This is a genomic window from Streptomyces sp. NPDC012510 (assembly GCF_042955065.1).
GTDB lineage: Bacteria > Actinomycetota > Actinomycetes > Streptomycetales > Streptomycetaceae > Streptomyces.
Map to the genome: position 1 here is coordinate 81625 of NZ_JBIBEN010000030.1, position 18580 is coordinate 100204.

General features: G+C 72.3%; 16 protein-coding genes. 7 read left to right on the top strand and 9 right to left on the bottom strand.

Annotated features, from left to right (window positions below; genetic code table 11):
* The first annotated feature begins 48 nt into the window (after positions 1-48).
* The gene (locus tag ACFY9I_RS37740) at positions 49-1302 is read left to right on the top strand and encodes a trypsin-like serine peptidase (protein ID WP_391010594.1); all 1254 of its coding nucleotides are present in this window, start codon (positions 49-51) and stop codon (positions 1300-1302) included.
* An 89-nt stretch (positions 1303-1391) separates the two neighbouring features.
* On the top strand, positions 1392-1946 hold the full coding sequence (locus ACFY9I_RS37745; protein ID WP_391010597.1) for a hypothetical protein: 555 nt from the start codon (positions 1392-1394) through the stop codon (positions 1944-1946).
* 52 nt (positions 1947-1998) lie between these two features.
* On the opposite strand, the gene ACFY9I_RS37750 is transcribed toward ACFY9I_RS37745, so the two are convergent.
* On the bottom strand, positions 1999-3963 hold the full coding sequence (locus ACFY9I_RS37750) for an ATP-binding domain-containing protein (protein WP_391010654.1): 1965 nt from the start codon (positions 3961-3963) through the stop codon (positions 1999-2001).
* Between the two features lie 612 nt (positions 3964-4575).
* Here ACFY9I_RS37750 and ACFY9I_RS37755 point away from each other — a divergent pair.
* Complete coding sequence (locus ACFY9I_RS37755) at positions 4576-4773, top strand: hypothetical protein (protein ID WP_391010600.1); 198 nt, start codon at positions 4576-4578, stop codon at positions 4771-4773.
* A 189-nt stretch (positions 4774-4962) separates the two neighbouring features.
* Here the strand turns inward: ACFY9I_RS37755 and ACFY9I_RS37760 are convergent, their stop codons facing one another.
* A complete protein-coding gene (locus ACFY9I_RS37760) occupies positions 4963-6606 on the bottom strand; it encodes a DNA repair helicase XPB (protein ID WP_391010603.1) in 1644 nt (547 codons plus the stop codon).
* 214 nt (positions 6607-6820) lie between these two features.
* Here ACFY9I_RS37760 and istB point away from each other — a divergent pair, with 214 nt between their 5' ends.
* The gene (gene istB, locus ACFY9I_RS37765; protein ID WP_391010606.1) at positions 6821-8194 is read left to right on the top strand and encodes an IS21-like element helper ATPase IstB; all 1374 of its coding nucleotides are present in this window, start codon (positions 6821-6823) and stop codon (positions 8192-8194) included.
* Here istB and ACFY9I_RS37770 read toward each other — a convergent pair.
* The gene (locus tag ACFY9I_RS37770; RefSeq protein WP_391010609.1) at positions 8178-8369 is read right to left on the bottom strand and encodes a hypothetical protein; all 192 of its coding nucleotides are present in this window, start codon (positions 8367-8369) and stop codon (positions 8178-8180) included. The genes istB and ACFY9I_RS37770 overlap by 17 nt on opposite strands.
* A 240-nt stretch (positions 8370-8609) precedes the next feature.
* Positions 8610-11228, bottom strand: a complete 2619-nt coding sequence (locus ACFY9I_RS37775; protein ID WP_391010612.1) for a helicase-associated domain-containing protein — start codon at positions 11226-11228, stop codon at positions 8610-8612.
* 296 nt (positions 11229-11524) lie between these two features.
* Here ACFY9I_RS37775 and ACFY9I_RS37780 point away from each other — a divergent pair, with 296 nt between their 5' ends.
* Together ACFY9I_RS37780 and ACFY9I_RS37785 are read left to right on the top strand one after the other, a co-directional pair.
* A complete protein-coding gene (locus tag ACFY9I_RS37780) occupies positions 11525-12580 on the top strand; it encodes a hypothetical protein (RefSeq protein WP_391010615.1) in 1056 nt (351 codons plus the stop codon).
* Between the two features lie 347 nt (positions 12581-12927).
* Positions 12928-13632: a haloacid dehalogenase-like hydrolase gene (locus ACFY9I_RS37785; RefSeq protein ID WP_391010618.1), complete on the top strand. Its 705-nt coding sequence runs from the start codon at positions 12928-12930 to the stop codon at positions 13630-13632.
* Here the strand turns inward: ACFY9I_RS37785 and ACFY9I_RS37790 are convergent.
* Positions 13629-13880 carry a hypothetical protein gene (locus ACFY9I_RS37790; protein ID WP_391010621.1) on the bottom strand — a complete coding sequence of 84 codons (252 nt, stop codon included), beginning with the start codon at positions 13878-13880 and terminating at the stop codon, positions 13629-13631. The two genes, ACFY9I_RS37785 and ACFY9I_RS37790, sit on opposite strands and share 4 nt — an antisense overlap.
* Positions 13881-14038: 158 nt before the next feature.
* Here ACFY9I_RS37790 and ACFY9I_RS37795 point away from each other — a divergent pair, with 158 nt between their 5' ends.
* Positions 14039-14422, top strand: a complete 384-nt coding sequence (locus tag ACFY9I_RS37795) for a cold shock domain-containing protein (RefSeq protein WP_391010624.1) — start codon at positions 14039-14041, stop codon at positions 14420-14422.
* 21 nt (positions 14423-14443) lie between these two features.
* Here ACFY9I_RS37795 and ACFY9I_RS37800 read toward each other — a convergent pair whose 3' ends face one another.
* The 4 genes from ACFY9I_RS37800 to ACFY9I_RS37815 are packed head-to-tail and all read right to left on the bottom strand — an operon-like array spanning position 14444 to position 17974.
* Complete coding sequence (locus ACFY9I_RS37800) at positions 14444-15292, bottom strand: MqnA/MqnD/SBP family protein (protein ID WP_391010627.1); 849 nt, start codon at positions 15290-15292, stop codon at positions 14444-14446.
* The gene (locus tag ACFY9I_RS37805) at positions 15282-16016 is read right to left on the bottom strand and encodes a futalosine hydrolase (protein ID WP_391010630.1); all 735 of its coding nucleotides are present in this window, start codon (positions 16014-16016) and stop codon (positions 15282-15284) included. Before ACFY9I_RS37805 ends, ACFY9I_RS37800 begins: the two co-directional genes overlap by 11 nt.
* Before the next feature lie 16 nt (positions 16017-16032).
* Positions 16033-16527, bottom strand: coding sequence for a hypothetical protein (locus ACFY9I_RS37810; RefSeq protein ID WP_391010633.1), 495 nt, complete (start codon positions 16525-16527; stop codon positions 16033-16035).
* 58 nt (positions 16528-16585) lie between these two features.
* Entirely contained in the window at positions 16586-17974 is a 1389-nt protein-coding gene (locus ACFY9I_RS37815) for an MFS transporter (RefSeq protein WP_391010636.1), read from the bottom strand.
* Positions 17975-18580: the final 606 nt, after the last annotated feature.

Here is an 18580-nt window from a genome sequence, read left to right on the forward strand (position 1 = left end):
CAGCCAAACGGGGGCATGACAAGTTTCAGACACACGGGGACGGGCTCCATGCCATTCATACGCCGCCGTGGCCTCACGGCCGCAGCCGCCGTGATCGCCGCGGTCATGGTCACTACCACCGCCTGCAGCAAGACCGACGAAGGCGGGGCCCAGGCCTCGTCCTCGACGACAGCCCAGGCGGACGCGGGCGACAACATCGACACCGGCGAGAACGAGAGCGGAGGTGACACGACCGTCGGCGGCTTCAAGCTGCCCGAGGGCGTGCCCACCGACCTCACCGGTGACGCTCTGCAGAAGTGGAAGAACGGTGGCTGGCAGGACTTCGGCGACTGGGCGTCGAAGGCCGAGGACTTCGCCAACCCGTACATCGAGAACTTCTGGACGCCGGAGCGCGTCGCCGAGGCCGAGGAGCGGATGGCGGACCTGCCGAACATCGCCGAGGCGGGCAACACGGCCAAGGGCTCCGGCAAGACCACCCAGGCCTGGATGCCCGACGGCAAGGTCAGGAAGCAGACGGCCACCAAGGTCAAGGCGACCTACCACAAGAACGCCGCCCCGGTCGGCAAGCTCTTCTTCACCACGCCCCAGGGTTCGAGCGTCTGCTCCGCCGCGGTCGTGAAGGATCCGGCCCACCCCGGCAAGTCCAACCTCGTCTGGACCGCCGGGCACTGCGTGCACGCGGGCAAGGGCGGCGGCTGGTACCGCAACATCGCCTTCGTCCCGTCCTTCAACAACACGGGCAAGCTGAACATCAGCCAGGCGTCGGGCAACTTCCGCGCGAAGAACGTCTCCCCGTACGGCATCGCCTGGGCCGACTGGGCCACCACCTCCGGCACCTGGATCAAGGGGGGTGCCGCCAGCCAGGGCACCGTGGCCGCCGCGTACGACTACGCCGTCCTCCATGTGAAGCCGGAGAAGGGCTCCAAGTCCCTGGAGGAGCGCCTCGGTTCGGCACTGCCGGTGTGGTTCAACGCCCCCGCCGCCAACAAGGTCAAGAACATGAAGGTCCGCGGCTACCCGGCCGAGGCCCGGTACGACGGCTCGAAGATGTACCACTGCCAGGGCGCCACCAAGCGCTTCGTCCTCGGCTACAGCTACCCGAGCGACTACCCGGCCCAGTACATGGTCGGCTGCACCATGAACGGCGGCGCCTCCGGCGGCCCCTGGTTCATGAGCCACAAGGGCCGCACCTACCTGGTCTCCAACAACTCCCTGAGCGACCGCTCCTCGTTCATCACCGGGCCGCGCCTCGGCAAGAACGCCAAGCAGGTCTACCTGGCGACCAGCAACAAGTTCAAGTAAGGCGCACCCGCGCCCGATCGGCCCCCGGTGACCTCGGTCGCCGGGGGCCGATCACGTACGGGTTCCGCGTAGCGTCTACATTCGGCGGCATGAACACGTCCGAGGCGTCCGAGTGGTGGGAGCGGTTGCCCGCCGGTATCCGTGAACAGGTGGACGGATACGTCCTCCAGGACGCCCTCATGCCGGCGGTCCGTGTCGTCTTCACGGCTGGTCGCGCGCTGGGCCTGAGCCTCCACGACGCCCAGAGCGTCGTCAACGACCGCTACCTCCACCACGGCGACCGCGTCGCCCGCACCCCCGACAGCCCTCTCGACACGGAATCGCTGGCCGCCCTCGCCGCCGGCAGCCCCGGCCGCGTCACCGCGATCGAGGCGGTCTGGGACGGCGACACGGTCCACGGCTGGTTCGTCGAACTGCTGGCCCTCACGGCCGACCCGCCCGGGGAACACCGCCTGGCCGCCATCTATTGGGGGGCGGCCGAGCGGTACCTCGGCGAGGAGGCGGACGGAGACGGGCTCCACCCCTCGGCGGCAGCCGCCGACCACTGCGGCCGAGCCCTCGCCACCCACCTCTCGGTCCCCTTCCACTTCGCCAGCCCGCACACCCCGGACGACGAGGCGAGATGGCAGACCGAGGTGGGCTAGGGGGTGTTCGCGGCCTTTCGGGCGGCACGCGGCCTCGGGACCCAGGTCCTGGTCAGGCCAGCTGCGGCGGCAGGGGAGCCGCGTGGGTGACGATCAGGCCGGAGACCGCTCGGGTGAGCGCCACGTACAGGCGGCGCAGGCCGGTCCGTTCGTCCGGTTCGCCGTCGACGACCGCCTGCGGCTCGTCGAGCACCACGTAGTCGTACTCGAGGCCCTTGGCGAGCGACGCCGGTACGAGGGTGAGGCGGGTCTCGTACGTCGTCTCCTCGCCCGGCGCGAGACAGCCGATACCGGCCGCCGTGAGGGCCTCGGCGAGCGCGGGCACGCGGGCGTCGGCGGCGATGAGCCCGATCGAACCTTCGTTGCGAAGCAACTCCACGCACGCGGCGACCACTTGGGATTCGCCGGTGCTCGGCCGTACCTCGAAGAGGCCCGGGTTCTCCCGGACCGACGCGACCGGGGTAAGACCGGGCGCGATGTGAGGGAGGAGCCGGGAGGCGTACGTGATGACGTCGGTCGGCACGCGGAAACCGGCGGTCAGCTCCTCCACATGGGCCTCGGCCTTCCCCAGATGGGTCAGGGCCTCCTCCCAACTCCGGGTCGCCCACGGGGTCGTGCCCTGCGCGAGGTCGCCGAGCACGGTCGCGGAGCCCGTGGTGCAGCGGCGCCCGACCGCCCGGTACTGCATGGGGGACAGGTCCTGCGCCTCGTCGAGGACGACGTGCCCGAGGGAGTGGGTGCGCTGCACGAGGTCGGTGGTCTCGTCGACCAGCACGGCGTCGGCGGCCGACCACCTGGCCGACTTCACGCTCCGCGCGGGCTTCGCCCACAGGATCGTCTTCTGCTCGTCCCCGGTCAGGATCCCGTCCGCGTGCACGGCGAGGAAGTCCGCGTCGGAGAGGAGACGCAGCACGAGCTTGGCGGGGTCGACGGGCGGCCAGATCTCCTTCACCGCCGCCTTCACGGCGGTGTTGCGGGCCACCGCGTCCTGCACCCGGTCGTCGGGAGCCTCACCGGACCGTTCCATCTGCACCAGCACTGCGTGCGCGATCCGCTGCGGCAGGGCCTCGCGCGCGGCCCCGTAGCGAATGTCCCGGTCCAGCAACTCGCGGACGATCTCCTCGAGTTCGTACGCCGGGACGCGCCAGCGCCGCGATCCCCGGACGACCACGACCGGTTCCGTGGGGAGGGTGACGTGCGACCGTACGGCGCGGCGGAGCACCTCGGCCATCCGGGCGTCGCCCTTGACGACGGCGGCCGCCGCGTCGTCCGTGCCCCGGACCTCGACGTGGGCGACGAGGTCGTCGACCGTCGCCTGCTTGACCTCCAACTCGCCCAGCGCCGGAAGGACCTGCTCGATGTAGTGGAGGAAGGAACGGTTCGGACCGATGACGAGGGTGCCCGTGCGGGAGAGGCGCTCGCGGTGGGCGTAGAGGAGGTAGGCGACGCGGTGGAGGCCGACGGCAGTCTTGCCGGTCCCCGGACCACCCTGGACGCACAGCGAGCCCGACAGGTCGGACCGGACGATCTCGTCCTGCTCCGGCTGGATCGTCGCCACGATGTCCCGCATCGGGCCGACACGCGGGCGCTCGATCTCCCGTTGGAGCAGTTTGCTGGTGGTCGCCGCCTCGGCGGGGTCGGAGAGGTGCTCGTCCTCGTACGCGGTGAGGTCGCCGCCGGTGTAGCCGAAACGGCGCCGCAGCCCGACGTCCATCGGATCGGCCTGGGAGGCGCGGTAGAAGGGCTGGGAGACGGGGGCACGCCAGTCGATGACCATCGGGTCGCCGTCGGCGTCGTGCACATGCCGGCGCCCGATGTAGAAGCGCTCCCCCTCCGCACCCTCCGCCCGGTCCGCGCCCGGGGCGTGGAGGTAGTCGAGGCGGCCGAAGAAGAGCGGGGTGTGGCTGAGGTCCGCGAGGGCCTTGATCCGCTCGTCGATCTGGCGGGCCAGCACCTCGGCGTTCACCCAGTTCGCGGTGACGTCCCGGATGTCCAGTGCCTCCACGTCCTCCCGCATCGCCCGCAGCGCGGAACGGGAGGCGGAGAGGTGGGACCGCTCACGGGAGAGGGGGCCGGTGGGATCGGCGACGTGCGCGTCGGTGGGGTGCGCGTCGGTGGGGTGCGCGGACAAGGGGGTGCCTCCGGTGGCCTACGGGACTCAGGGGTCTGCCTGACGGCGGGATCTGCCTGACGGCGGGATCTGCGTAGTGGCGTTGGCCGGCCGGTTTCCGTCCGGGCGGCGGCGCTCCACGGACGGGAGGCGGGCAAGAGCGGAGAGTGTAGGGGAGGTGCTGGGGCGGAGGCCAATGGATTTCCCCGGGCCCCCGCGCCCACCGGCTCATGGCCCCTGGCCCCTGGCCCAGTCGGGCTCGTATACCCGGATCTCCGCCCGGCGTACCCCTAGGGGTGTTGCGAAAGTCAAGTACGAGGACTTTCGTCCGGCACGCCGAGAGCACGCACCGGACACCGCGTGCACCGCGGGCACCGCACAGGACTTTCGAACCGCCCCCTAGGGGGCCCGTACTGCTCGGGTATTACGGGAGTGCCGAACCTGAGGTGGAGCCGGGGGCTCAGCGGGTTCAGTCCGGAGACCGACGCAATCCACCGGCGCGAGTTCCACCATGGATACATGAGTGCAGCGACCTTCATCCCAGCCTCGGCCTCCGGCCGACCCGGTCCGCCGCCCGGCGCGACCGGCCTCGACGACCACCACCACCGCCACCGCCTCGCCGACGCCCTCCGTGCCATCAAGGTCTTCGCGGGCGCCGCCTTCGACGTGATCGTCCTCGGTGAGTACGCGGAGGAGGCGGGCGTCCGCCGCCGGTAGCGACGCCCGCCCTCCTCACCCTGGCCCGTGACGTCCGTCCTCGTGACTCCCGCGCGAGCCACAGGCCGCTCACGCCCCGACGACCTGGCTTCCGCTGCCCGCACTCAAGGCGGCCCAGGTCCTCGGCGGCACGGCCTGGCTCCACCTGTCGCTTGACCTGTCGCTTCGACCTGTCGCTCGACCTGCCGCTCAGCCCTCCGTCAGCAGTTCGTCGGCGTCCATGATCCGGTAGGCGTAGCCCTGTTCGGCGAGGAAGCGCTGGCGGTGGGCGGCGAAGTCCTGGTCGATGGTGTCGCGGGCGACGACGGAGTAGAAGTGCGCCTGATGGCCGTCGGCCTTGGGCCGCAGCACACGGCCGAGGCGCTGGGCCTCCTCCTGCCGGGAGCCGAACGTACCGGAGACCTGGATGGCGACCGTCGCCTCCGGCAGGTCGATGGAGAAGTTCGCGACCTTGGAGACCACGAGGACGTTGATCTCGCCCTCCCGGAACGCGTCGAAGAGCTTCTCGCGCTGCGCGTTGCTGGTCTCGCCCTTGATCACCGGCGCGTCCAGGTGGGCGCCCAGCTCGTCGAGCTGATCGATGTACTGGCCGATGACGAGGATCTGCTGCCCCGCGAAGCGGCGGACGAGCGCCTCGGCGACCTTCCGCTTGGTCGCGGTGGTGGAACAGAAGCGGTACTTCTCCTCCTGCTCGGCGGTGGCGTACGCCAGCCGCTCGGAGTCGGTCAGGTTCACCCGGACCTCGACACAGTCGGCGGGCGCGATGTAGCCCTGCGCCTCGATCTCCTTCCAGGGCGCGTCGAACCTCTTGGGCCCGATCAGCGAGAAGACGTCCGACTCACGGCCGTCCTCCCGGACGAGGGTCGCCGTCAGGCCCAGACGCCGTCGCGCCTGCAGATCGGCGGTGAACTTGAAGACCGGCGCGGGCAGCAGATGCACCTCGTCGTAGACGATGAGGCCCCAGTCGCGGGAGTCGAACAGCTCCAGGTGCGGGTAGACGCCCTTCCGCCGGGTCGTCAGCACCTGGTACGTGGCGATGGTGACCGGACGGATCTCCTTCCTCGTCCCGCTGTACTCGCCGATCTCCTCCTCGGTCAGCGACGTCCGCTTCACCAGCTCGTGCTTCCACTGCCGGGCGGAGACGGTGTTGGTGACGAGGATGAGGGTGGTCGACTTCGCCTGGGCCATGGAACCGGCGCCGACCAGTGTCTTCCCCGCGCCACAGGGGAGGACGACCACGCCGCTGCCGCCGTGCCAGAAGTTCTCGACCGCCTGCTTCTGGTAGGGCCGCAGCGCCCAGCCGTCCTCGGCCAGCTCGATCGGGTGCGCCTCACCGTCCACGTACCCGGCGAGGTCCTCGGCCGGCCAGCCCAGCTTCAGCAGCGTCTGCTTGATCTGCCCCCGCTCGGAGGGGTGCACGGCGACGGTGTCCGGGTCGATGCGCGCGCCGACGAGCGGGGCGATCCTCTTCGACCGCAGGATCTCCTCCAGCACCGGCCGGTCGGTGGTGGTGAGGACCAGGCCGTGGGTCGGGTGCTTGGACAGGGTGAGCCGACCGTAGCGGTCCATCGTCTCGGCCACGTCCACCAGGAGCGCATGCGGTACCGGGTACCGGCTGTACTGCACGAGCGCGTCCACGACCTGCTCGGCGTCGTGCCCGGCGGCCCGCGCGTTCCACAGACCGAGCGGTGTCACGCGGTAGGTGTGGATGTGCTCCGGCGCTCGTTCCAGCTCGGCGAACGGCGCGATGGCCCGACGGCATTCGTCCGCCCGCTCATGGTCGACCTCCAGGAGCAGCGTCTTGTCCGACTGGACGATGAGTGGACCATTCACGCGTGACACCCTTTCGATTCGGCCCGGACCAGCGCCTGGTCGTCGTGGGCTCTGCGGCGCTTCGGCCAAACGTCCAGTGTGCCTGATCGTTCCGCTCGGCCGCCGGGTCTGCCGTACGGCCCGCCCCCTCTCACCAGTGCTATTGGATGTCTATTCATTCCCCTGAGTGGCGGGAATTCAGATTTGTGGCAATGGTTCCGAAGAATGGCGAACCGTGCAGCCACCCACCCCGGCCGACCTCGCCGATCCGGTCACCCCGTCCGTCTCTCCGCAGGGCACCACGCTCGGCTACGCCCTGTTCGCCACCCGCTGGCTCCAGGCGCCGCTGTACTTCGGACTGGTCGCCGCGCAGGGGGTGTACGTCTACAAGTTCTTCAACGAGCTGTGGACGTTAATCGTCAAGTGCGTGAGCGGGAGCGCCACCGAGACGTACGTCATGCTCGCGGTGCTGAAACTGGTCGATGTCGTCATGATCGCCAATCTGCTGATCATGACGATCGTCGGCGGCTATGAGACCTTCGTCTCCCGCATCGGTCTCCAGGGCCACCGCGACCAGCCCGAATGGCTCTCGCATGTCAACTCCAACGTCCTCAAGGTCAAGCTCGCCACCGCCATCGTGGGCATCTCCTCCGTCCACCTGCTCCAGATGTTCGTGGACGTCCACCACACCTCGCGCCACGCGCTGCTGTGGGGCACGGTGATCCACATGGCCTTCATCGCCTCGGCCGTGCTCCTGGCGTACATGTCGGGGCCGATGCTGCGCGACGACAAGAACCACGGCTCCCCCCACGTCGCCCCCGCTCCCGCTGCTGCTCCCGCCGACGCCGACGCCGGCCCGTCCGCCCCCGTTCTCGTCCGGGCCCCGCTGCCGATCCCGGCCCAGGCGACGTCGTACGAGAACTTCGAGACGTGCGGGAGCCGGGGCGCCCCGTCCGCCTACGAGACCCGGTCCACGCGGGGCGGCACGCGGCTCGTGGCGTACGAGGCCCGGCGCGCGCCGTACACGGCCGAGGCGGAGGTCGAGGGACGGGTGGGGGCGGCCGGGTTCCCGGCGCGGAAGCTGTTGGAGGAGTTCGACCCGGGGCACCCTCGCTCCTTCGACCGGCGGCTGCTGGCGCGGCTCGGGACGCTGGACTTCCTCGCCACCGGGCGGAACGTGGTGTTCGTCGGCGCCCCCGGCACCGGCAAGACGCATCTGGCGATCGGACTCGGCGTACGGGCCTGCCAGGCCGGGCACCGGGTGCTGTTCGCGACCGCCACGGAGTGGGCCGCGCGGCTGGCCGGGGCGCGGGCCGAGGGCAAGCTGGCCGAGGAGCTGTCCGCGCTCGACGACTGCCCCCTGCTGATCGTCGACGAGGTCGGCTACCTGCCCTTCGACGCCGACACCGCCCGGCTCTTCTTCCAGCTCGTCGCCCACCGCTATGAGCGGGCCTCGCTGATCGTGACCAGCGACCGCCCGCTCGGGCGCTGGGAGGAGATCTTCGGCGGGGCCGCCCCGGCGATGGTCGACCGCCTCGCGCACCACGCCGAGATCGTCCGTCTCGAAGGGGACAGCTACCGGCTGCGGAGCGCTACTTCAGCAGGCTGACGTTCTGGATCAACGGCCCCTCCACGCTCAGTCCTTCGCCCACCAGCGTGCTGAGTTCGGGCAGGGGCAGCGGGTTCGCCGCCGAGGCCGGAGAGGCGAGCGCACCGACCAGGACGACGGCGGCGACGGCGGCGACGGCGGCGACAGCGGACAGGAGCGTGGCGATGGGGCGCATGCGTAGGAGGGGCCTTTCGAGCGCAGTGGTCGATCTCGATCGGACACAGGGTGGCTGCCCCACCGCCCACCCCACGATGCGCGCGCCCCGGCGCGACCGCTCGTCGGAGGGAAACCACCGGGTGGCCTGCATGAACTCCGGCATACGCCCGAACGGGTGAGAGGGGGGAGTCCGCTTGATCAACTAGGTCAGGTCGACTCGGTCAGGTCCAGTCGGCTCGGTCAGGGCAGGTCGACTCGGTCAGGTCGCGTCGTCCGCCAGTTCCGCGACGCCCGTGATCCGGTGGAGCGGGTAGGTGCGTACCTCGTCCGCCGTGTGGTCGTACGCGGTCACGAAGCCCCCCTCGACGCGGACGGGGGCGATGACACGCTGGCTGGCGGAGCCCTCGGCGTTGACGTAGCCGATCCACAGGGCCTCGCCGGTGAGGACGGCGGCCTGCATGGTGGCGAGGGTCTCGGCGGAGCCGGTGCGGGGCAGGCCACCGGCCGGGGCCGGGCCGCCGGGTGTCCTGCGGGGCGCCGTGGAGGCGAGGTCACCGGCGCGGATCGCGCGGATCGCGGCGCCCAGCAGGGTGTCGTCCGGAGCGGGAGGGCCGTCCGGGACGGGCTCCGGGGCCGTACGGGGTGGCGTGCGGCGGGCGTGGGCCCGGGTGATCAGGACGTCGCCCTCAGCGGACTCGGCGGCCGGCGCGTACCCCATCGCGCGCAGTCCGTCGAGCAGTGCCGCCGGGTCGGTCTGGGCGGCGAGGACGGTCGGCGCCAGACGCCGCAGCCCGAGCCCCTGCGACCGCTTGTCGGCCAGGATCTCGCTGAGCATCGCGTCGTCGTCGCAGCGGACGTACGCCGACGCCGCGCCGATCCGCAGATGGCCGTGGCGCCGGGCCACGTCGTCGATCAGATACGCCAGCGGCTGCGGCACCGGGGTGCGGGAGTGCGCGGTCAGGAAGTCGTGCAGGTCGGAGGCGGTCTGCCCCGCGTCCAGCGCCCGGCGCACCGAACCCGGTGTGAACCGGTACACCGTCGCGCCACCCTTCGACTCCACGTCCGCCACCACGCCCAGCATGTCGGCCAGGGGCCGCTGCAGCGGACCGGGTGCCACGGCCGTCAGGTCCGCCTGCAGCAGGACGTGGTCCAGCGGCTCGGGCAGCAGCGGCGCGAGCAGCCGGGCGGCCCGTGAGGCGGCGGCGGCCTGCTCGGCGACGGGATCGGGGGAGGGGGTGGGGTGGGGCGGCAGGGGGACGTGGTGGGCCGGGAGCTTGTCGCCGGGCGTCTCCGGCAGGCCGGCCGGGGGCGCGGCTTCGTGGGGGAGGCCGAGGAGCGCGCGGCCGTGGCTGGACAGGGCGCCGCGACCGGTGACGCCGAGCGACTCGGCCTCCGAGAGGGTCCAGCGGGCGATACGGGCGCGCAGGTCGCCGGGGAGCCGGGGCTGTGCGGACGGCGGGGGCGACGGGGGCTGTGACGTCTGCTGGGGCTGTCGGCCGCCACGGGTGGGGCGTTCCCAGTGGAGGCGGGCCAGTACGGAGTCAGGGGTGGCCGAGGTGCCCTCGGGGAGACCGGCGAGCAGGGTGAGCACCCGGTGGCGTACCTCGGGCGCGGCCGAACGGTCCAGGCCCGGCCCCAGCGCCGACAACGTACGGTCCTTGGCGTCCCGTTCACCGATCACGCCCGCCGTACGGGTCGCCGTCAGCCAGGCCGTGGCGAGCCGCGCCCAGCGCTCGGCGGCGGGCAGCTCCAGCCACTCGTCGTACGCGGGGGTCGCGGCGTACCGTTCGTCGGCCTCGCCGTCCGAGGCCAGCAGCCCGGCGGCGTAGGCGAGTTCGACCCAGAAGGCGGCGGTCGGTTCGGGCAGGTCGAGCGCGACGGCCGTCCGTTTCAGGTCCCGCACGCTGAGCCCGCCCGCCCGCAGGACGGCCGGGCCGCCCTCGTCCCAGTCCTTCAGCAGCTCCTCCACCGTCGCCAGCGCGGTGTACGCCTGGCCGGCCGCGGTCGCGTCCACCACCTGGGGGCGGTGCGCGGCCGAGGCCTCGAGCGGCGGCGGTACGGATTGGACCTCCCGGTGCGCGCGGCCCCCGCGCAGATGCAGGGCGACCTCGCGGGGGATGACGACCGTGCCGGGGGCGGTGGGCAGGAGGAGACCGCGGTCCAGGAGCCAGCGCAGATGGGGCGCGGGGTGGGCGGTGACCTGGCCGTACGGCGGGCCCCAGATCAGGCGGGTGAGGACGTCGAGGGACTCGGCGGGTGCGGAGGCCAGCAGGGCGGCCATGCGGCGTCTGTCGGTGAAGAGGGCGGTGAGCGAGGTGACGGCGGAGACCGAGTCGTGGGTGCTCGGCAGACCGGTCGCCGCGACGATCTCCTGCACCCGCCCCGGTGACATGCCCGAGGTGGCTTCCGCGACGGTCGGACCGAGGCCGGTGGCGGAGGGGTGCTGGGGGGCGGGGGCGAGGAGTTCGCGGGCCGTGCGGACGAGGCGGAGCCGGGACTCGGGGCCCCAGACGAGCGCCTGGTCGCGGAGCGTGCCGAGGGCGTGGGGCAGCGCGGTGGTGACGGCGGGGTCGGCCTGGTCGCCGGCCATGAGGGAGGCGAGTTCGTCGTACGACGCCGGGTCCGGGGCGACGGCGAGGGCCTGGGCGGTCTGCAGGGCGAAGCAGTCCAGGCGTTCCAGGGCGCGCACGACGGAGGCGCGGGTGCCGGCCCGGGTGGCCAACTGGGTCAGGTCCGTGGGCACGGGGGTGATGAGGTCAGGGCGCGCCCTGAGCAGCGCGGCGAGCGACCGGTCGTCCCTGCCCCGCAGCGCTTCCGCCAGCGAACGGGGGGCGCCTCCGGGTGACGCCGCCGTGGGGGTGTGCTCCTCGGTGCTCATCCGGCCAACGGTAGCGGAGGGGCTGCGCCGAACCGGGGCGCCTGAGGCTCGGGGCGGACTGTGTTCGGGCGGCTGAGGGTCGGGATGGGGTCGGGATGGGGTCGGGATGGGGTCGGGATGCGGGTCGGACGGGGGTCGGGATGCGGGTCGGGCGGGGGCTGATCGGGCAGTTCCCCGCGCTCCTCATGGGGCGTGGGCCCCCGGTTGCCCCAGCCGCCCCGGAGCCGAACAACTCCGGGTGCCGGGAAGCGATACCGTCGGAGGAGTATGCGCGCGGCCGACCCCGGAGGGGCTTCGTGGGGATTGAGAGCGACCAGGTCGTCTACGAGTACCTGAGCCGTGTCGGTGACGTGGCTCAGCAGAGGCAGTTGCCGTCGGGAACGCGGATGCGGCTCGTGTCGGGGCTGCGGGACGAGATCGACCGGCGGCGGGCGAAGGCGCCGGTGGACAGTCCGGCCGCCGTGCGCCGCATCATCGCCCGCCTCGGCACGCCGGACGAGGTCGTCGAGGCGGCGGGCGCGCCCGGGGACGTGCCGGAGCCGAGGGCCGCCGTGCCGGTGCAGCGGGTGACCGGGGCGGGCGAGGAGGAGGGCCGGCCCACAGGGCTGTCCAAGAGCCTGCGGCGGATCGTCCCACGGCCCCGGCCCGGTGAGGCGGACACGGACGCGGTGCCGCCTCCGGTGATGCGGGACGGGGCCGCTCCGCCGCATCTCGCTCCGCTGCACGAGTTGGGGGACGGGGAGGAGCAGCCCGACTGGTGGCGGGTCGGCGGGGGTGGGCCCGGCGGTGGTGATCTCGGGTTCGGGATCGGGGACGCGGTGCCGGGGTTCGTCGGCGGTGTGGAGATCCCCGAGCTGTTGAAGCCGCCGCCGGTGCGGGAGGAGGACAAGAAGGGGGAGGGGGAGGGGCAGAAGGGGGCGGTCGACAAGGAAGCGGTTCCCGCGGCGGCGGCCGTCGCGGGGGACGCTCCTCGGCGGCGTCGGGTGACGCTGCCCCGGCTGCGGCCCGCCGGTGGGGGGTGGAGCAATCCGCTGTTGCTGCTGGCCGCCGTGTTGTTGGTCGTGGGGGCGGTCATGGGGAGCCTGGTGCCGTTGGGGCTGGGGTGGTTGATCGCCTACCTTTCGCGGCGGCTGACGCCCATGGAGTCGAAGTGGGCGGTCATGGGGATTCCGGGGGGCGTGGCCGCCGGGGGGATCGTGTGGCTGTGGGGGCGCAGTGAGCGGCGTTGGGGCGAACCCATCGCCGAGGGGCACATGAACGCGGCGCTCGCGGAGACCTGGCCCTGGGTGCTTCGTCTCGCAGCCCTCTTCTCCGCCCTCTACCTCCTCTGGCGCTCCCAACGCCCCCGCTGACGCCGGATTCCGGGCACTTTCCTCGCCCCCGCCGCCTCTGCCAGTCCCTCCCGCGTCCCTCCCCCCAGGGGCGCCGCTCTTGCTCGCTCGCGCAGTTCCCCGCGCCCTGAAAGATCAGGCCCCGTGGGCCGAGCTGCATGGGCGCAGCCCCTGCTCTCAGGGGCGCGGGGCTGTGTCGACATGCGGCTCCGCCGCGTGGGCGCGACCAGCCCCCACCGACCCGCAGCCGCCTGCATACAGTCCGTCCCGAGCCGTCAGGCGCCCCCCATCCAGTCGCAGTCGAACGGGCCACCCCTGGCGCCCCCGCCCACGACACCCGGCCGAGCCCAGCCCAGCGGATCGGCAGAATGGGGGGCATGACTTCTCGTGGGCTGACCGTCGGGTTCGATCTCGACATGACGTTGATCGACTCGCGGCCGGGGATCCACGCCTGCTACGAGGCGCTGGCGGCGCGGACGGGGACGTACATAGACGCCGATCTGGCGATCACCCGGCTGGGCCCGCCCTTGGCGGACGAGTTGGCGCAGTGGTTCCCGGCGGCGGACGTACCGGCGATGGTGGACCTGTACCGCGCGATGTACCCGACGATCGCGATCGCCGCGACCCCCGCGATGCCGGGCGCGCCGGAGGCGATCGCGGCGGTCCGGGCGGCCGGTGGCCGGGCGATCGTGGTCACCGCCAAGTACGAGCCGAACGCCGAGCTGCACCTGGAACACCTCGGCATCGAACCGGACGCGGTCGTCGGCGACCTGTGGGCGGAGGCCAAGGCGGAAGCGCTGCGCGAGCACGGCGCGAGCGTGTACGTCGGCGACCACACCGGCGACGTACGCGGAGCCCGCACGGCGCGGGCGTACTCGGTCGCCGTCGCCACCGGGCCCTGCGACGAGCGGGAGTTGCGCGAGGCCGGAGCCGACGTCGTCCTCACCGACCTGAACGCCTTCCCGGAGTGGCTGAGCACCCACCGGCGGACGACCGCCCGCCAGTTCCAGGAAGGCGGCCGCCAGTTCCAGGAAGGCGGCCGCCAGTTCCAGGAACGCGGCCCCCAGTTCTAGGAACGCACCTCGCGCGCCCTCCTGCGCCCCGCGGCGACGGACTGGAGGACCCCGGCACCGGCGAGGAGAAAACCGACACCCATGAACATGCTCAGGATGAACATGTAGGTGGGGAACGGAGTCGTCCCGAGGAACAGCGGGGCCACGGTGACGAGTGTGGCCACGGCGCCGACGAAGAACACGACGGCACCGACTCGGATCAGCCGGTCACCGGGTTCGGCGGAATTCGGTTGGGTTTTGTCACGCACCGGACCAGGGTAGTTCCCTGCCTTCACTGGGCAGCGGCTCAGTCTCGTTTTCGGGCGGGATTAAGGCTGTGTGTCCCTGGGGAGAGCCCCAGTAAGGTGGTCAACGGCAGTTCAAAGGCGTCCGGCCCCGTCCGGGACCGATCGAGGGAGCGTGTGCTTTGCCGACTGGCAAGGTCAAATGGTTCAACAATGAGAAGGGCTTCGGCTTCCTCTCCCGGGACGACGGCGGTGATGTCTTCGTCCACTCCTCCGTACTGCCCGCCGGTGTCGACACTTTGAAGCCGGGACAGAAGGTCGAGTTCGGAGTCGTCGCCGGTCAGCGCGGTGACCAGGCCCTCTCCGTGACGATTTTGGAGCCGGCCCCCTCGGTCGCCGCCGCCCAGCGGAAGAAGCCCGACGAGCTGGCCTCGATCGTGCAGGATCTGACGACGTTGCTGGAGAACATCACGCCCATGCTGGAGCGGGGCCGCTATCCCGACCGTGCCGCCGGCAAGAAGATCGCGGGTCTTCTGCGCGCCGTGGCCGACCAGTTGGACGTGTAGCCCCCTCAACCACGGGATTCCTCAAGGGAAGTCGAGCGCGTCCGGGCCGAGGGGCGGTACCAGTCCCTCGGCCGCCGCACGCGTGAGCAGGCCCCTGACCGCCGCGTAGCCGTCCGCGCCGAGCTCGGCCGTGAACTCGTTGACGTACAGGCCGATGTGCTGGTCGGCGACGGCCGGGTCCATCTCCTGGGCGTGTTCGAGGACGTACGGGCGGGAGGCCTCGGGGTCGTCCCAGGCCGCGCGGACGGACGCGCGGATCGTCTCGGCGAGCCCCGTGAGCGTCCCGGCGCCCAGTGAACGCCTGGCGATGATCGCGCCCAGCGGGATCGGCAGGCCGGTGGTGTCCTCCCAGTGCTCGCCCATGTCGGCGAGCTTGTGCAGACCGTAGTCCTGGTATGTGAAGCGGGCTTCGTGGATGACGAGACCGGCGTCGACCTTCCCGTCCCGCACGGCCGGCATGATCTCGTGGAACGGCAGGACGACGATCTCGCCGACCTCGCCGGGCAGGGTGTCCGCCGCCCAGAGGCGGAAGAGGAGGTACGCCGTCGACCGCTCGCTCGGCACGGCCACCGTACGGCCGGTGAGGTCCGTGCCCGGCTCCCGCGTCAGCACCAGCGGACCGCAGCCCCGGCCCAGCGCCCCGCCGCAGGGCAGCAGGGCGTAGGTGTCGAGGACGTACGGGAGCACGGCGTACGACACCTTCAGCACGTCGAGGTCGCCGCGTTCGGCCATGCCGTTGGTGAGGTCGATGTCCGCGAACGTCACGTCGAGCGGGGGCGCGCCGGGGATGCGGCCGTGGGCCCAGGCGTCGAAGACGAAGGTGTCGTTGGGGCAGGGCGAGTACGCGATGCGCAAGGGCTCACTGTTCATGCGGGTCCCAACTCTCCAGTACGGCTGTCAGCTTCCCGAAGGCCTCGGTGAGCGCGGCCAGCGCGTCACCGATGCGCCAGGCCGCGCGGTCGCGGGGGCCCACGGGGTTGGAGACGGCCCGCAGTTCGAGGACGGGGGTGGTGTGCGCGGCGGCGGCCTCGGCTACCCCGAAGCCCTCCATCGCCTCGGCCAGGGCACCGGGGTGGCGGGCCCGCAGGGCGGTCGCGCGCTCGGCGCTGCCGGTGACCGTGGAGACGGTGAGCACGGTGCCGACGCGGGCGCCGGTGGCCGTCGCGGCGGCCCTCACGAGGTCCTGCGGCGGGCGGTGGGTGACCGTGCCGAAGCCCAGCTCGGTGACCGGGACGAAGCCGTCGGGCGTCTGGGCGCCCAGATCGGCCGCCGTGATCGCGTCGGCGAGCACCAGGGACCCGAGGGGCGCCTCGGGCAGGAAGCCGCCCGCGATACCGGCCGACACGACCAGTCCGTACGGCCTGCCTTCCAGCGCGGCGGCCGTCAGCGCGGCGGCGGTGGAGGCAGCGGCTAGGGCAGGGCCCACACCGGCGGCGAGAAGGTCGTGTTCGTGTTCGTGCTTGCGACGACCGTGGCCGTCGTGGAGGCGGTGGAGGGCCACGGCCGGGAGACGTACGTCGGTGCTCGGCCCCGGAAACGCCCGTGCCACCGCGTCCCGTTCGGCGGGGACGGCGGTGGCTACGAGGATGCGCATGGGCGAAGGCCGCGGATCAGGCGTCGGGGTTCTCGAGCGTGAAGTTCCACACGCCCTTGTACTCCGTGCCTTCCTTGTTCTGTTCGACGATGCTGATGGTCAGGGACTTCTGGGGGGCCTGCCCCGGCTGGGCGGAGAACAGGTCGCCGGCGTTGGGGAAGGTGAAGTACGTCTTCTTGTACTGGGGGGTCGCCGGCCGGCCGTCGATCCACAGGGCCCAGCCCGTGTCCGCGATCTCGGGGTCGACGCCGACGCGCAGGATCTCGCCCTGCGGCAGCTCGATCGTCTCGGAGGGCTTCTCCTTGACGCACTCCTGGACCCGCTGCTGGTTGAGGTCGTCGTGGCACTCGGCCTCGGTGTGCACGGATTCGTCGCCGAGGGTGAGGGTGGCGATCGGCGTCGGCTGGTCGCAGGCCGACAGGACGAGAAGGCCGGCGGAAACGGCGCCGAGAGTGGCTGCGGCGCGACGGCCGCGTCGACGAGCGGCTCCGCCGAGGGGCTGGGAGGTCATGGACGAAGGCTATCTGGCGTGTCCAGGGGTGCCTCTATGTGGGGTACGGCGTGCCGGGTCAGGCCACGCGGGCGTGCGGCGCGCCGCCGTGACGGGCGGAGGAGAGCAGGCCGCGGACCGTGGTGAGCCAGCCGGCGGCGACGATCGCGGCGGCCACGGTCAGGCCGAGGGTGCCGTTGAGCGGGAGGGCGATGCCGAGGGCGCCGCCCACCACCCAGGACATCTGCAGCAGGGTCTCGGAGCGGGCGAAGGCGGAGGTGCAGACGAGTTGGGGCACGTCGCGCTGGATCAGGGCGTCCAGGGACAGCTTGGACAGGGCCTGGGAGAAGCCGGCGACCGCGGCGAGGCAGGCGATGAAGAAGGTGCCGAAGAACAGGGCCGCCGTGATCGCCACGGCCAGTTCGACGGCGACGACGGTCACGATGATCAGTTCCGGCGAGCGTTGCTTCACCCACGCCCCCACGGCCGTGCCGAGGGCGTTCCCCGCACCGGCCGCCACGGCCACCATGCCCAGCGAGACGGCGGCGCTCTGTCCGTGCAGCGGGTGTTCGCGCAGTAGGAACGCCAGGAAGAAGATCAGGAAGCCGGAGAGACAGCGCAGGGCCGCGTTCGCGCCGAGCGCGTGGGTGACCGCCGGGCCGACCGTCCGCAGACCGGGGCGCCTGAGGGTGCCGCTGCGGTGCGGGCCGTGCAGGTGCTCGGGGTCGGCGGCGAGGAGCGCCCGGTCCTCGCCCTTCGCCGAGTCGACCTTCGCGGGGAGCGTGAAGGAGAGGACCGTACCCGCGACGAAGATCACGAAGGCGCCGTAGAGCGGCCACTGGGAGCCGAGGGCCTGCAGCCCCGCGCCGACGGGTGCGGCGACGCCGGTGGCGAGCAGACCGCAGAGGGTGACCCGGGAGTTGGCCTTCACCAGGGAGAACCGGGGCGGGAGGAGCCGCGGGACGACCGCACTGCGGACCACGCCGTACGCCTTCGACGCGACCAGCACGCCGAGGGCGGCGGGGTAGAGCTGGAGGCTGCCGGTCTCGACGGCGCCGACGAGGAGCAGGGCGAGGAGGGCACGGGTCAGCATGGCGCCGGCCATCGCGGCGCGGCGGCCGTGCGGGAGGCGGTCCAGGAGGGGGCCGACGACGGGGGCGAGGAGGGCGAACGGGGCGAGGGTGATGGCGAGGTAGAGGGCGACTCGGCCGCGGGCCTCGTCCGTGGGGACGGAGAAGAAGACGGTGGAGGCGAGGGAGATGGTGATCATCACGTCGCCGGCGCCGTTCACGCCGTGCAGTTCGATGAGTTTGCCGAGCCCGGACTCGCCGGCGCCGTGGGCGTGGGTTGCCTTGCGGATGCCTCGTGCCGGGCCCGTCACCGGGAGGTGCAGGGCGCGGCCCACCGAGCGGACGGCGCCGGTCACCCGACCCGATCCGCGCGCTTCGCTCCGCTCGGCGCCGGTCACCTCGTCATAGTGCCCCGAGAAGGCGGGGGGTAGTGCGGTTACCGCTCGTATGGCCGTGGGTGGGAGTGCGGGCGCCTCATGGGGCGGGGCCGCGGTCTCGTCGGCGGGCGCGGGCCCGGTGGGGCTTCCCGCGCAGTTCCCCGCGCCCCTGAAAGACCAGGCCCTGCGGGCCTGAGGGACCTGGCCTGCGGGCTGAGAGACCACGGTCTGGTGGATCTGGAAGGCGGCGGTGACGGTGGGGCTGTGAGGCGGCGGTGCGGTGGGGGGTGAGGCGGTGGTGCGGTGGGGGTGAGGGGCGGCGCGGTGACGGTGGGTTTGGCAGGTGGCGGTGTGGTGGGGCTGAGAGACGGCGGTCTGGTGGTTATGGCGGGTGGCGGTGTGGTGGGTTGGCAGGTGGTGGTGTGGTGGGGGTGAGGGGCGGTCGTGTGGTGGGTTTGAAAGCTGACGGCTCTGCGAGGCGGAGGCGACCGCTTCTGCGGGCCGGTGAAAAAGCAGGGGCGGAGCCCCGGTTTTTCAGGGGCGCGGGGAACTGCGCGAGAAGCCCCACCGGGCCCGCACACGCCCGACGCACCCCGGCCCTCCGAACCGTCCCGCGCGGAGCCCCCC

Coding starts and splice junctions, on each gene's coding strand:
- ACFY9I_RS37740 (WP_391010594.1), top strand. CDS start 49: ATGCCATTCATACGCCGCCGTGGCCTCACGGCCGCAGCCGCCGTGATC.
- ACFY9I_RS37745 (WP_391010597.1), top strand. CDS start 1,392: ATGAACACGTCCGAGGCGTCCGAGTGGTGGGAGCGGTTGCCCGCCGGT.
- ACFY9I_RS37750 (WP_391010654.1), bottom strand. CDS start 3,963: ATGCGGGAGGACGTGGAGGCACTGGACATCCGGGACGTCACCGCGAAC.
- ACFY9I_RS37755 (WP_391010600.1), top strand. CDS start 4,576: ATGAGTGCAGCGACCTTCATCCCAGCCTCGGCCTCCGGCCGACCCGGT.
- ACFY9I_RS37770 (WP_391010609.1), bottom strand. CDS start 8,369: ATGCGCCCCATCGCCACGCTCCTGTCCGCTGTCGCCGCCGTCGCCGCC.
- ACFY9I_RS37775 (WP_391010612.1), bottom strand. CDS start 11,228: ATGAGCACCGAGGAGCACACCCCCACGGCGGCGTCACCCGGAGGCGCC.
- ACFY9I_RS37785 (WP_391010618.1), top strand. CDS start 12,928: ATGGGGGGCATGACTTCTCGTGGGCTGACCGTCGGGTTCGATCTCGAC.
- ACFY9I_RS37800 (WP_391010627.1), bottom strand. CDS start 15,292: ATGAACAGTGAGCCCTTGCGCATCGCGTACTCGCCCTGCCCCAACGAC.
- ACFY9I_RS37805 (WP_391010630.1), bottom strand. CDS start 16,016: ATGCGCATCCTCGTAGCCACCGCCGTCCCCGCCGAACGGGACGCGGTG.
- ACFY9I_RS37810 (WP_391010633.1), bottom strand. CDS start 16,527: ATGACCTCCCAGCCCCTCGGCGGAGCCGCTCGTCGACGCGGCCGTCGC.